Origin of the sequence: Streptomyces sp. JJ38 (assembly GCF_019303475.1) — a bacterium.
Lineage (GTDB): Bacteria > Actinomycetota > Actinomycetes > Streptomycetales > Streptomycetaceae > Streptomyces.
Window position 1 is genome coordinate 1 of sequence record NZ_JABLSI010000048.1, and the last position, 13430, is coordinate 13430.

Sequence of the window (13430 nt, forward strand, 5' to 3'; positions counted from 1 at the left end):
ACGAGCGGCGTCGCGGTCGGCCGCGCCCGCTCCCGCGCGCGCCGCCGCGGCCGGCGGTGGAGCCACCGCGGCCCGTACCGCGTCCCTTCGCCGAGGTCGCGCCGGCGGTCTTCCGCCGGCGCTCGCCCGATCCCGGCCGACCGCCGCCCTCGGGCTGCGGCGGCGTCTGGGGCCGGCCGCGTGTGCTGTTGACGGTGCGGCCCCGTACGATCCCGATGAACTGCTCCATCAGGTCGGTCGTCTCCTCCTCGGGCCAGGACAGGGCCACACGGGAGGCGGGCGCGTCGGGGACCGGCCGGTAGGTGAGGTCGCGGCGGTGGTGCAGCCGGGCGAGCGACTGGGGCACGACGAGCACCCCGATCCCCGCCGCCACCAGCTCGACCGCGTCGCCCGTCGTGGCCGGACGCTCCAGTGCGGGCACCCCCGGCGGACACTCCCAGCCGAGGGTGTCGTCCAGCGGGTGGAGCATCGTCTCATCGGCCAGCTCCGCCAGCGACACCTCGTCCACCGCGGCCACCACGTGGTCCTTGGGCACGACGACCACCGTCGTCTCCGTGTACAGCGGGATCGCGTGCAGCCCGGCGCGATCGGTCGGCAGCCGCAGCAGCACCGCGTCGGCAGCGCCGCCGCGCACCGCGTCGGCCGCCTCGGCCGCGGGCACCGACAGCAGGTGCAGGGGGACGTCCGGCAGCCGCTCCTGCCAGATCCGCACCCACTTCCCGGGCGTCACGCCGGGAACGTAGGCGAGCCGGAACGAGGGAGCTGCTGGCGAGGCTGTCACGTGGCCAGGCTACCGGTGGGCGTCCGGACACCCCGCGCCCGCTCGATACCCTGGACCCATGACCTCGCACCAGACCTCCCAGACGATGAAGCCCGCGACCGCGGCCAAGAAGCTGGGTGTGTACCTCGCAGCCACCCCCGCCGAGTTCCGGGAGGGCGTGGTGTCGCGGGCCGAGTTGAACGCGTTCCAGGCAGACCCCCCGGAGTGGCTCCGCGAGCTGCGGCGCAACGGCCCGCACCCCCGGCCCGTGGTCGCGGCGAAGCTGGGCGTCTCCATCTCCGGCCTGGCCCGCAACGGGGTGACGGAGGCCCTCACCACCGAGCAGATCGAGGAGCTGAAGCGCGAGGAGCCCGAGTGGCTGCGGCGTGAGCGCGCCACGCAGGCGGAGGTCCGTCAGGAGGCGGCCCGACTGAAGAAGCTGCGGGAGGAGAAGGCCGAGGCCCGGGAGGAGGCCCGCCCCCGCTCCTGAACCCCGCCGGGGCCGTCGGCGCGTGGGATGCTGGCCGCATGAACCTGGAGGATCTGAGACGGCTGCGCCGCGCCCGGGACGCTATGGACCGCGACTACGCGCAGCCGCTCGACGTTCCGGCGCTGGCGAAGCTCGCCCTCATGTCGCCCGGCCACTTCTCCCGCAGCTTCCGCGCGGCCTACGGCGAGACGCCGTACGGCTATCTGATGACCCGCCGTGTCGAGCGGGCGAAGGCGCTCCTGCGGCGCGGGGACCTGAGCGTGACCGAGGTCTGCTTCGCGGTGGGATGTACCTCCCTCGGTTCCTTCAGCTCGCGCTTCACGGAACTGGTCGGCGAGAGCCCGAGCGCCTACCGGGCCCGCGACCACGAGGCGGGCGCGCCGATCCCGGCGTGTGTCGCCAAGGTCCACACGAGACCGGTCAGGAACGGAGAAGCGCGATCCGCCGCCACCTCGTAGCGTCGGTTCCATGAGTGTTCAGCTTTCACAGTGCTTCATCGCCGTCGACGACCACGACAAGGCGCTCACCTTCTACCGCGACGTCCTCGGCCTGGAGGTCCGCAACGACGTCGGGTTCGAGGGCATGCGCTGGGTGACCGTCGGTTCACCCGCGCAGCCGGACGTCGAGATCGTCCTCGAACCGCCGCTCGCCGACCCGAACGCCCCGGCCGCCGACCGGCAGGCGATGGCGGAACTCCTGGCCAAGGGCATGCTGCGCGGCGTGATTTTCTCCACCGACGACGTCGACGCCACCTTCGAGCGCATCCGGGCCGCCGGAGGCGAGGTCCTGCAGGAGCCCATGGACCAGCCCTACGGCGTCCGCGACTGTGCCTTCCGCGACCCGGCGGGCAACATGCTCCGCTTCAACCAGCCCCGCAAGCAGTAGCCCGCCCGGACGGCCCGCTTCGGCGCCCCGGGCCGGGGGACGCGGGAGCGGGCTGCGCCAAGAGCCCTCGTATCACCGGCACTTGGGCGTAAATCCCTTCTCGGGCGGCGCAGCCGTCCGGTAGACAGGAGCCTTCTGCCCCCGCGCCCCCGCGCCCGCACCTCGCCCCCGCCGAGCCCGCTCCGCGACCGCGCCGTGCCCAGTCGGAGCGGGCACGCGAAGGGGCCTGACCGCGCCGGGCGGCACCCGAGGCGGGCCGTGCCGCGGCTCCCCGAACACGATGGAGACAGGATGAGCAAGGCCACGAGGACGGACGCGCAGTCGCCTGCGCTGCCCATGGCCGACCGTCACGAAATGATCCGCGTGCACGGCGCGCGGGTGAACAACCTCAAGGACGTGAGCATCGAGATCCCGAAGCGCCGCCTGACGGTGTTCACCGGTGTCTCGGGCTCCGGCAAGAGCTCGCTGGTGTTCGACACGATCGCCGCGGAGTCGCAGCGGCTGATCAACGAGACCTACAGCGCCTTCGTGCAGGGCTTCATGCCGACGCTGGCGCGGCCCGAGGTCGACGTCCTCGACGGCCTGACCACCGCGATCACCGTCGACCAGCAGCGCATGGGCGGCGACCCCCGCTCGACGGTCGGCACCGCGACGGACGCCAACGCCATGCTCCGCATCCTCTTCAGCCGACTCGGCCAGCCGTACATCGGCCCGCCCAGCGCGTTCGCCTTCAACGTCGCCTCGGTCAGGGCCGCCGGAGCGATCACCGTCGACAAGGGCGCCAAGAAGGCCGAGAAGGTGACCTTCACCCGCACCGGCGGCATGTGCCCGAAGTGCGAGGGGCGGGGGACGGTCTCCGATATCGACCTCAGCCAGCTCTACGACGACTCCAAGTCGCTCGCCGAGGGCGCGTTCACCATTCCCGGTTGGAAGTCGGACAGCTTCTGGACCGTGCGGGTCTACGCCGAGTCGGGCTTCCTCGACCCGGACAAGCCGATCCGGAAGTTCACCGAGAGGGAGATGCGCGACTTCCTCCACCGGGAGCCGACCAAGGTGAAGGTGGAGGGCGTCAACCTCACTTACGAGGGCCTCATCCCCAAGATCCAGAAGTCCTTCCTCTCGAAGGACCGGGAGGCGATGCAACCGCACATCCGCGAGTTCGTGGACCGGGCCGTCACCTTCACCGCCTGCCCCGCGTGCGACGGCACCCGGCTCAGCGAGGCCGCCCGGTCCTCCACGATCGCGGGGATCTCCATCGCCGACGCCTGCGCGATGGAGATCAGGGACCTGGCCGCGTGGGTCCGCGCCCTCGACGAGCCCTCCGCGGCGCCGCTGCTCGACACCCTGGGCCGGACCCTCGACTCGTTCGTGGAGATCGGCCTCGGATACCTCGCGCTCGACCGGCCCGCCGGCACGCTCTCGGGCGGCGAGGCGCAGCGGGTCAAGATGATCCGCCACCTCGGCTCCTCGCTCACCGACGTCACCTACGTGTTCGACGAGCCCAGCATGGGCCTGCACCCCCACGACATCCAGCGCATGAACAACCTGCTGCTGCGCCTGCGGGACAAGGGCAACACGGTGCTCGTCGTGGAGCACAAGCCGGAGATGATCGCGATCGCCGACCACGTCGTCGACCTCGGCCCGGGCGCCGGCACGGGGGGCGGCACCGTCTGCTTCGAGGGCACCGTCGAGGGGCTGCGCAAGGGCGGCACCCTCACCGGCCGCCACCTCGACGACCGGGCCACGGTCAAGGAGACGGTGCGCAAGCCCACCGGCACCCTGCCGATCCGCGGCGCGGCGACGCACAACCTGCGGGACGTCGACGTCGACCTCCCGCTCGGGGTGCTCACCGTCGTCACCGGTGTCGCGGGCTCCGGCAAGAGCTCGCTCGTGCACGGCTCGATCCCCGCGGACGAGGGCGTGGTGTCCGTCGACCAGAGCCCGATCCGCGGCTCGCGGCGCAGCAACCCCGCGACGTACACCGGGCTGCTCGACCCGATCCGCAAGGCGTTCGCCAAGGCCAACGGCGTGAAGCCCGCGCTGTTCAGCGCCAACTCGGAGGGCGCCTGCCCCACCTGCAAGGGTGCCGGCGTCGTCTACACGGACCTGGCGATGATGGCCGGGGTCGCCACCCCTTGCGAGGAGTGCGAGGGCAAGCGGTTCGAGGCCTCCGTGCTCGACCACCACCTCGGCGGCCGGGACATCAGCGAGGTGCTCGCGATGTCGGTGGCCGAGGCCGAGGAGTTCTTCGGCACCGGGGAGGCCCGCACCCCCGCGGCGCACAAGATCCTCGTCCGGCTCTCCGACGTCGGCCTCGGCTACCTCACCCTCGGCCAGCCGCTCACCGCGCTGTCCGGCGGCGAGCGGCAGCGGCTCAAGCTGGCCACCCACATGGCGGACCGGGGCGGCGTGTACGTCCTCGACGAGCCGACCTCCGGGCTCCACCTCGCCGACGTCGAACAGCTCCTCGGTCTGCTCGACCGGCTCGTCGACTCCGGCAAGTCGGTCATCGTCGTCGAGCACCACCAGGCGGTCATGGCCCACGCCGACTGGATCATCGACCTCGGCCCCGGCGCCGGTCACGACGGCGGCCGGATCGTCTTCGAGGGCACGCCCGCCGAGCTCGTCGCCGACCGCTCCACGGTCACCGGCGAGCACCTCGCGGCCTACGTCGGCGCCTGAACGCCCCCGCGGCCCGGCGGCGGTCCCCGGTGTTCGGGCCGCCACCGGGCCGCGGGAGCCGTGGCGCGTCGACAATTTCCGAAAGGGCGATGAGTTCTCACCTCCCGGGACGTCCATACGAGGAACCGAACCATCACGACCTCATCCGGAGCACGCATGACCACGCACGCGACCGACACCGCCACCACCGCCTCCCTCACCGTCCCCGGTGCCCGACTGCACTACGAGGTGCGCGGCGAGGGCCCGCTCGTCGTGCTGGTCGGCGCCCCGATGGACGCCGCCGCCTTCGCCCCGCTGGCCGAACTCCTCGCCACCGACCACACCGTGCTCACCACCGACCCGCGCGGCATCAACCGCAGCCGGCTCGACGACCCCGAGCAGGACTCGACACCGGAACTGCGCGCCGACGACCTGTCCCGGCTCATCGCCCACCTCGACGCGGGCCCGGCCATCGTCCTCGGCTCCAGCGGCGGCGCGGTCAGCGCGCTGGCCCTCGTCCAGGACCACCCCGACCAGGTGAGCACCCTCATCGCCCACGAGGCCCCGCTGATCGAGCTGCTGGAGGACCGAGACCGGCTGCGCGCGGGGACGGAGGACCTCATCGCCACCTACCTCGCCGGTGACGTGATCCCGGCCTGGCAGAAGTTCTTCGCCCAGGCCGGGATCGAGATCCCCGAGCCGGTGGTCGAGGAGATGTTCGGCGGCGAGCGCGACCCGCGGCAGGTGGCGGACGAGGGCCGCTGGTTCGCCCACGAGATGCGCTTCTCCACCTTCTGGCAGCCCGACCCGGCCGCCCTGCGGGCCGCGCCCACCCGCGTCCTCGTGGGCGTCGGCGCCGACTCCGCCGGCCAGCTGTGCGACCGGACGTCCCAGGCTCTCGCCCAGGCGCTCGGCACCGAGGTCACGACGTTCCCCGGCGGCCACACCGGCTTCACCGAGACCCCCGAAACCTTCGCCACCCGCCTGCGCGCCGTGCTGCGCGAAGGCTGAACCCGCCAGCGGCGCGCCCCGCGCGGGGCGCGCCGCTGGTCCCAACCCGGCGGGCACGCGGTGCGCCCACACGGCCGAGCCGGATCTCCCGCTCCTCCCGGTGTCCACTCGCCCCGCCGGCCGCGGAACCCGACGGGGGCGTCCTCCGCGGCCAACGCCGGTGTGGGACGGGCAGACCGTCTCGGCCACCTGTGTGCTGGAGCGAGACGACGCGTCTCTGCTGTACACGCGGGCGGGAACGTCCTAGGTGTATTGACCCGCAGGGTTGTTCACGCGGGTGATCGGTGGGTGGCCCGACGTAGGTGGTCACGCCGGGGCTGTACGCACTCCGGCCGAGCGCCTGCGCCCAGAACCCGCCGACCGTCGGTGCATCGAGAGCCTGCATGATCACGTGAACGGGGCGCAGCGCCACGTGGCGATCGTACGTACCGCCGCGAGGACGTCCGGACCGTCGCCGACTGAGCGCCGCGTGCGGTGTTCCGGCCACCATCCGCCGGCGCCCACAGCGCAATACCGTGTGCGTTCGGGTGGGCCGGGGCCTGATGATGTGAGGATGCCGCGAACGTTCGAATCCCTCGTCGCCGAAGCCGAGTCGGCTTCCGTGGAAGGCTGGGACTTCTCCTGGCTGAATGGCCGGGCGACCGAGGAACGCCCGTCGTGGGGCTACCAGCGGGCGATGAGCCGGCGGCTCGCTGCGGTCTCGGCGGCGCTCGATGTCCAGACCGGTGGCGGCGAAGTCCTGGCGGGGGCGGAGAGGCTGCCGCCCACGATGGCCGCGACGGAGTCCTGGCCGCCGAACGTCGCCAGGGCGACCAGGCTGCTGCACCCGCGCGGGGCCGTGGTCGTCGCCGACCCGGACGAGCCGCCCCTGCCGTTCGCCGACGAAGCGTTCGACCTGGTGACCAGTCGGCATCCGGCGACGGTGTGGTGGCCCGAGGTAGCGCGAGTGCTGCGACCGGGCGGGACGTACTTCGCCCAGCACGTCGGGCCTGCCAGCGTGTGGGAGCTGGTGGAGTACTTCTTGGGCCCGCAGCCCGAGGCGCGCCGGAAGCGGCATCCTGACGACGAGACCGCGGCGGCGAAGGCCGTCGGCCTGGAGATCGTCGACGTGCGCACGGAACGGCTGAGGATGGAGTTCTTCGACGTCGGCGCCGTGATCTACTTCCTCCGCAAGGTGATCTGGACGGTGCCCGGTTTCACTGTCGAGCAGTACCGCGGCCGCCTCCGCGAGCTGCACGACAAGGTCGAGGCGGAGGGCCCCTTCGTCGCCCATTCCTCCCGGACCCTCTTCGAGGCTCGCAAGCCGGAGTGTGCGTGAGCCATCCGCCTCGGCTCGCATGTGCATTGCATAAAACTGTGCTGCTTCGTATAGTCATGCCATCGAGGAGGAGGAACGATGGCGGTAAGCGCGGCAGTGGCGGGGGCGAGCGGGTACGCGGGCGGCGAGATCCTGCGCCTGCTGATCCAGCACCCCGAGGTGCGCATCGGGGCCCTGACCGGGAACTCCAACGCCGGGCGGGCGCTCGGCGAGCTGCAGCCGCAGCTCGCGGCGCTGGCCGGGCGGCGGCTGGAGCCCACCACCGCGGAGGCGCTGGCCGGGCATGACGTGGTGTTCCTCGCCCTGCCGCACGGGGAGTCGGCGGCCGTGGCGGAGCAGCTCGGCGAGGACACGCTGATCGTCGACTGCGGGGCCGACTTCCGGCTCGCCGACAGCGCCGCCTGGGACGCGTTCTACGGCACCCCGCACGCCGGGACCTGGCCCTACGGCCTGCCCGAGCTGCCGGGGGGCCGGGAGCGGCTGCGCGGCACCCGGCGGGTGGCCGTCGCCGGCTGCTATCCGACCGCGGTCAGCCTCGCCCTGTTCCCGGCCTACGCCGCCGGGCTCGTCGAGCCGGAGGCCGTCGTCGTCGCCGCCACGGGTACCTCCGGGGCCGGGAAGGCCCTCAAGCCGCATCTGCTCGGCAGTGAGGTGATGGGGGCCATGAGCCCCTACGGCGTGGGCGGGGTCCACCGGCACACACCCGAGATGGTGCAGAACCTCTCCGCCGCGGCGGGGGAGCCGGTCTCGGTGTCCTTCACGCCGACGCTCGCGCCGATGTCGCGCGGCATCCTCGCCACCTGCTCGGCCAAGGCCCGGCCCGGCGTCACGGCGGAGTCGCTGCGCGAGACGTACGCCAAGGCCCTCGCTGACGAGCCCTTCGTCCGGCTGCTCCCCGCGGGGCAGTGGCCCTCGACCGCGCACGTGCAGGGCTCGAACGCCGCGCTGCTCCAGGTCGCGCTGGACGAGGCCGCCGGGCGGGTCGTCGTCGTCAGCGCCATCGACAACCTCACGAAGGGCACCGCGGGCGGCGCGGTGCAGAGCATGAACATCGCCCTCGGCCTGCCCGAGGACCTGGGACTGACCACGAACGGAGTCGCACCATGAGCGTGACAGCCGCCAAGGGGTTCACGGCGTCGGGCATCGCCGCCGGGATCAAGGAGAGCGGTGACCCGGACCTGGCGCTCGTCGTCAACACCGGGCCGCGGCTGGCGGCGGCGGGCGTGTTCACCAGCAACCGCGTCAAGGCCGCTCCGGTGCTGTGGTCGGAGCAGGTGCTCAGCGGCGGGCAGGTCTCGGCCGTCGTCCTCAACTCCGGGGGCGCCAACGCCTGCACCGGTCCGCTCGGCTTCCAGGACACCCACGCCACCGCCGAGAAGGCGGCCGAGGTGCTGGGGCTGAACGCGGCCGAGGTCGCCGTCGCCTCCACCGGGCTCATCGGCATCCGGCTGCCGATGGACAAGCTGCTGCCCGGCCTCGGGACGGCGGCGGACGCGCTGTCGGCGCACGGCGGGGAGAAGGCGGCCATCGCCATCAAGACGACCGACACCGTGCACAAGACGGCCGTCGCCGAGGGCCCGGGCTGGACGGTCGGCGGGATGGCCAAGGGCGCGGGCATGCTCGCCCCCGGGCTGGCCACGATGCTCGTCGTCCTCACCACCGACGCCGACGTCCCGGCCACCGGGCTGGACACGGCCCTGCGCGCCGCCACCCGCACGACATTCGACCGGGTGGACTCCGACGGCTGCATGTCCACGAACGACACCGTGCTGCTGCTCGCCTCCGGCGCCTCCGGGGTGACGCCCGAGGCCGCCGAGTTCGCCGAGGCCGTACGGGCCGTCTGCGACGACCTGGGGCAGCAGCTCATCCGGGACGCCGAGGGCGCCTCGAAGGACATCCGGATCGAGGTGGTGAACGCGGCCAGCGAGGACGAGGCCGTCGACGTCGGCCGCACGATCGCCCGGAACAACCTGCTCAAGTGCGCCGTCCACGGTGAGGACCCGAACTGGGGCCGGGTGCTGTCCGCGATCGGCACCACCGACGCCACCTTCGAGCCGGACCAGCTGAACGTCGCGATCAACGGCGTGTGGGTGTGCAAGAACGGCTCGGTCGGCGAGGACCGCGAGCTGGTGGACATGCGCTACCGGGAGGTCCGCATCACCGCCGACCTGGCCGCGGGCCCGCACGCCGCCGTCATCTGGACCAACGACCTCACCGCCGACTACGTCCACGAGAACAGCGCCTATTCGTCATGAGGGTCATGAGCACGCGCAAGCACACCGCCCTGCCCAAAGCCCGCACGCTCATCGAGGCGCTGCCCTGGCTCACCCGGCACCACGGCAAGACCGTCGTCATCAAGTTCGGCGGCAACGCCATGGTGGACGAGGAGCTGAAGGCCGCGTTCGCGCAGGACGTCGTCTTCCTGCGGCACGCGGGGCTGCGTCCCGTCGTCGTCCACGGCGGCGGCCCGCAGATCAGCGCCCAGCTCGACAAGCTGGGCCTCGCCTCCGAGTTCACCGCCGGGCTGCGGGTGACGACGCCCGAGACCATGGACGTCGTCCGCATGGTGCTGGCCGGGCAGGTGCAGCGCGAGCTGGTCGGTCTGCTGAACCGGCACGGGCCGCTGGCCGTCGGCATGACCGGCGAGGACGCGCACCTGATGACGGCGACCAAGCGCTGGGCCGACGTGGACGGGGAGCGGGTGGACATCGGCCGGGTCGGGGACGTGACGGCGGTCGAGCCCGGCGCCGTCCGGGCGCTGCTGGACGACGGCCGCATCCCGGTGATCTCGTCCGTGGCCCGCAGCGCGGACGACGATCACGTGTACAACGTCAACGCCGACACGGCCGCCGCCGCGCTCGCCGCGGCCCTGGGAGCCGAGACGCTCATGGTGCTCACCGATGTCGAGGGCCTGTACGCGGACTGGCCCCACAGCGACGACGTCATCAGCAAGCTCACCGTCAGCGAGCTGGAGAAGCTGCTGCCGGGGCTGGCCAGCGGCATGGTGCCCAAGATGGAGGGCTGCCTGCACGCGGTGCGCGGCGGGGTGCGGACCGCGCGTGTGATCGACGGCCGGGTCCAGCACGCCATCCTGCTGGAGATCTTCACCGACGAGGGAATCGGCACCATGGTGGTGCCGGACGAGGGGGAACCGACATGACGACCGAAGCGCCCGCCCACGGCAACGCCGCCCTCACCCGGCGCTGGCAGAGCGCGCTCATGGACAACTACGGCACTCCGCGCGTGCCGCTCACCCACGGCGAGGGCGCCCGGCTGTGGGACGCCGACGGCAAGGAGTACCTGGACTTCATCGGCGGCATCGCGGTGACCTCGCTCGGCACCGGCCACCCGGCCGTGGTGCGGGCCGTCTCCGACCAGATCGCCACGCTCGGCCACGTCTCGAACCTGTTCATCTCCGAGCCTCCGGTCGCCCTGGCCGAGCGGCTGCTGGAGCTGGCGGGGCGGCCTGGGGCGGTGTACTTCTCCAACTCCGGCGCCGAGGCCGTGGAGGCGGCCATCAAGCTCGGGCGGCGCACCGGGCGCACGCACATGGTCGCCACGGAGGGCGGCTTCCACGGCCGGACGATGGGCGCCCTCGCCCTGACCGGCCAGCCGAAGAAGCAGGACCCGTTCCGCCCGCTGCCCGGCGACGTCACGCACGTGCCCTACGGCGACGTGGAGGCGCTGCGGGCCGCCGTCACCGAGGAGACGGCGCTGTTCGTGGTGGAGCCGGTCCAGGGCGAGAACGGCGTCGTCGTCCCGCCGGACGGTTACCTCGCCGCCGCCCGGGAGATCACCCGCGCGACCGGCACGCTGCTCGTCGTCGACGAGATCCAGACCGGCATCGGCCGCACCGGGCACTGGTTCGAGTGCCAGGCCCAGGGCGTCGAGCCGGACGTCATCACGCTGGCGAAGGGGCTCGGCGCGGGCATGCCCATCGGGGCGACACTCGCCTTCGGCGACGCCGCCGGGTTGCTGACGCCCGGTCAGCACGGCTCGACGTTCGGCGGCAACCCCGTGGCGTGCGCGGCCGGACTCGCGGTGCTGGACACCCTCGCGGCCGACGGGCTGCTCGACCACGTGGGGCGAGTGGGTGCCCGACTCCGGGAGGGCGTCTGGGCGTTGGGGCACCCGTTGATCGACCGGGTCCGCGGCGCCGGACTGCTGCTGGGTATCGTGCTCACCGAGCCCGTCGCCGCCCAGGTGCAGCAGTCGGCTCAGGACGCGGGATTCCTGGTGAACGCGGTCGCTCCGGACGTCATCCGACTGGCGCCTCCGCTGGTCATCTCGGAAGGCGAAGCGGACGCTCTGGTGCGGGCGCTTCCCGGCGTCCTCGACGCGGTCGATCCCGCGCGCCCAGCCCATACCGCCCGATGAGCCGGAGAGTGACGACGATGACCGAGGAGCACCCAGGCGGACAGGCCGTGCCGCAGACGCGCACGGCGCGGCACCGCCGGATCGTGGACATCCTCGGTCGGCAGCCCGTGCGCTCCCAGAGCCAGCTGGCCAAGCTGCTCGCCGACGACGGGCTGTCCGTCACCCAGGCCACGCTCTCCCGCGACCTGGACGAGCTGGGGGCGGTGAAGATCCGCAACACCGGAGGGGAGCTGATCTACGCCGTTCCCGGTGAGGGCGGCGACCGCACGCCGCGCGCGCCGCTGGGGGAGTCCGCCACCGAGGGCCGCATGGCCCGGCTGGCGGGGGAGCTGATGATCTCCGCGGAGGCCTCGGCCAACCTCGTCGTCCTGCGCACCCCGCCGGGCGCGGCCCAGTTCCTGGCGTCGGCCATCGACCAGGCGGGGGTGCACGAGATCATCGGCACGATCGCCGGTGACGACACGCTGCTGCTCATCAGCCGGGCTCCGGACGGCGGGCAGGCGCTCGCCGACCACCTGCTGAACCTGGCCGAGCGCCACCGCTGAGCGCGCGGGCCGCCGGGCTGGGCTGGTGCTCCGGGCGGGCGGGAATCCGGGTGACGCCGGGCGGGCGGCGGTCGATGACCGGGTCGTCGTCCCGCCGATGCCCACGCCGAGGAGTGCGTCCCATGCCGCGTCGCCACACCATCCCCGCCCTCTTCCCCGCCGCCCGGTTGCGCGCACGCCGCCGTCGACCTGTGCGCCGTCTGGGACGAGGTACGGGCCTCCGGGCTGTCCGTCGGGCCGCACGCCTGACCCTGCTCGGGATCTCCCGCCTGGGCTACCCCGGCCGGCTCGTCGAGATCACCGCGGTGGCGACGGTGCCCTGAGTGCTACGCCGGGGGCGGCATCGGCGGCAGGGGCAGCGGGAGCCCGGGCAGCCCGTCCATGCTCGTGGCGACGTCCGGCTTCTTGTGGAAGTAGGCGTCCAGGCTCTCCTGCGTCTCCCGCTCGAACCGGGAGGCGTGCAGCGGGCGGTCCTCGTCGTAGGTCATGAACGGCACGGCGTATCCGCAGGTGTCGCGTATCTGCTCGGCCGTGACGACGATGACGGCCCGCAGCCCGTGCCGCGTGCCGTCGATGTCCGGGAAGTGGGTCAGCAGCTCCGGGAAGCGCGGGTCGTCGCGGAAGACGGGCTCGCCGCGGCCGTGCACGCGCACGATGTTCGGCGGCCCGGAGAACGCGCACCACATCAGCGTGACGCGGCCGTTCTCCCGCAGGTGGGCGATGGTCTCGGCGTTGCTGCCGGCGAAGTCCAGGTAGGCGAGGGTGTGTTCGTCCAGGACGGCGAGCGAGCCGCGCAGGCCCTTCGGTGACAGGTTGATCGTGCCGTCGCCGGACAGCGGGGCGGTGGCGGTGAAGAAGACGGGCTGCTCCTCGATGAAGGTGCGCAGTCGGCCGTCGATGTGTTCATGGCTCTTTCCCATGGTGATCACCATGCCACCCCGCGCGCGTGCGCGGACCGGCGCGGTGGCGCACGATGGCGGTCATGGGGACGGTTGAGGTGCGGGTGCGGCGGGTGTACGAGACGCCCGGGGCGGACGACGGCAAGCGCGTGCTGGTCGACCGCCTGTGGCCGCGCGGCCTGTCCCGTCAGGCGGCGGCCCTGGACGCCTGGGCGAAGGACGTCGCGCCCTCGGACGGGCTGCGCCGCCGGTACGGCCACGACCCCGAGCGCTATGCGGACTTCGTCCGGGACTACCGCGCCGAGCTGCGCGAGCCCGAGTGCCGGGAGGCCGTCGAGCGGCTGCGGGAGCTGGCCGGCGGCTCCCGGCTGACGCTGCTGACGGCCACCCGGGACGTGGCGCGGAGCCATGTCCCGGTGCTGCTGGAGGCCCTGCGAGAGCCCAGCTGACCTGCGGTGACGTGGGTGCGTTGACGAACCATGCA

The 13430-nt window shown here is 72.9% G+C and carries 15 protein-coding genes; 13 read left to right on the plus strand and 2 right to left on the minus strand.

From position 1 onward, the window contains the following. The coding region (locus HPT28_RS21935) for a LysR substrate-binding domain-containing protein (RefSeq protein ID WP_219092910.1) at positions 1-781 on the minus strand (781 nt) is incomplete at its 3' end. Between the two features lie 58 nt (positions 782-839). Here HPT28_RS21935 and HPT28_RS21940 point away from each other — a divergent pair. The 12 genes from HPT28_RS21940 (at position 840) to HPT28_RS21995 (ending at position 12370) form a co-directional block, all read left to right on the plus strand. Beyond that, positions 840-1250, plus strand: a complete 411-nt coding sequence (locus HPT28_RS21940; protein WP_219092911.1) for a DUF5997 family protein — start codon at positions 840-842, stop codon at positions 1248-1250. Between the two features lie 38 nt (positions 1251-1288). Then, positions 1289-1708 carry a helix-turn-helix transcriptional regulator gene (locus HPT28_RS21945; RefSeq protein ID WP_219092912.1) on the plus strand — a complete coding sequence of 140 codons (420 nt, stop codon included), beginning with the start codon at positions 1289-1291 and terminating at the stop codon, positions 1706-1708. A gap of 10 nt (positions 1709-1718) precedes the next feature. Next, positions 1719-2135 carry a VOC family protein gene (locus HPT28_RS21950; RefSeq protein ID WP_219092913.1) on the plus strand — a complete coding sequence of 139 codons (417 nt, stop codon included), beginning with the start codon at positions 1719-1721 and terminating at the stop codon, positions 2133-2135. 291 nt (positions 2136-2426) lie between these two features. Beyond that, on the plus strand, positions 2427-4817 hold the full coding sequence (locus HPT28_RS21955; RefSeq protein ID WP_219092914.1) for an excinuclease ABC subunit UvrA: 2391 nt from the start codon (positions 2427-2429) through the stop codon (positions 4815-4817). Between the two features lie 156 nt (positions 4818-4973). Next, positions 4974-5807 carry an alpha/beta fold hydrolase gene (locus HPT28_RS21960; RefSeq protein WP_219092915.1) on the plus strand — a complete coding sequence of 278 codons (834 nt, stop codon included), beginning with the start codon at positions 4974-4976 and terminating at the stop codon, positions 5805-5807. Between the two features lie 553 nt (positions 5808-6360). Then, a complete protein-coding gene (locus tag HPT28_RS21965) occupies positions 6361-7125 on the plus strand; it encodes a class I SAM-dependent methyltransferase (protein WP_219092916.1) in 765 nt (254 codons plus the stop codon). 78 nt (positions 7126-7203) lie between these two features. Next, the gene (gene argC, locus HPT28_RS21970) at positions 7204-8232 is read left to right on the plus strand and encodes an N-acetyl-gamma-glutamyl-phosphate reductase (RefSeq protein WP_219092917.1); all 1029 of its coding nucleotides are present in this window, start codon (positions 7204-7206) and stop codon (positions 8230-8232) included. Beyond that, the gene (gene argJ / locus HPT28_RS21975; protein WP_219092918.1) at positions 8229-9380 is read left to right on the plus strand and encodes a bifunctional glutamate N-acetyltransferase/amino-acid acetyltransferase ArgJ; all 1152 of its coding nucleotides are present in this window, start codon (positions 8229-8231) and stop codon (positions 9378-9380) included. Before argC ends, argJ begins: the two co-directional genes overlap by 4 nt. Before the next feature lie 5 nt (positions 9381-9385). After that, positions 9386-10285, plus strand: coding sequence for an acetylglutamate kinase (gene argB / locus HPT28_RS21980; RefSeq protein WP_219092919.1), 900 nt, complete (start codon positions 9386-9388; stop codon positions 10283-10285). After that, complete coding sequence (locus tag HPT28_RS21985; RefSeq protein WP_219092920.1) at positions 10282-11502, plus strand: acetylornithine transaminase; 1221 nt, start codon at positions 10282-10284, stop codon at positions 11500-11502. Before argB ends, HPT28_RS21985 begins: the two co-directional genes overlap by 4 nt. Before the next feature lie 17 nt (positions 11503-11519). Beyond that, positions 11520-12047 (plus strand): arginine repressor, encoded by a 528-nt coding sequence (locus tag HPT28_RS21990; RefSeq protein WP_219092921.1) that lies wholly within the window; start codon positions 11520-11522, stop codon positions 12045-12047. Between the two features lie 122 nt (positions 12048-12169). Then, the gene (locus HPT28_RS21995; protein WP_306824655.1) at positions 12170-12370 is read left to right on the plus strand and encodes a hypothetical protein; all 201 of its coding nucleotides are present in this window, start codon (positions 12170-12172) and stop codon (positions 12368-12370) included. Between the two features lie 3 nt (positions 12371-12373). On the opposite strand, the gene HPT28_RS22000 is transcribed toward HPT28_RS21995, so the two are convergent. Beyond that, positions 12374-12967, minus strand: a complete 594-nt coding sequence (locus HPT28_RS22000) for a pyridoxamine 5'-phosphate oxidase family protein (RefSeq protein ID WP_219092922.1) — start codon at positions 12965-12967, stop codon at positions 12374-12376. Positions 12968-13020: 53 nt separating this feature from the next. Here HPT28_RS22000 and HPT28_RS22005 point away from each other — a divergent pair, with 53 nt between their 5' ends. Beyond that, complete coding sequence (locus HPT28_RS22005) at positions 13021-13395, plus strand: DUF488 domain-containing protein (protein WP_374226998.1); 375 nt, start codon at positions 13021-13023, stop codon at positions 13393-13395. Positions 13396-13430: the final 35 nt, after the last annotated feature.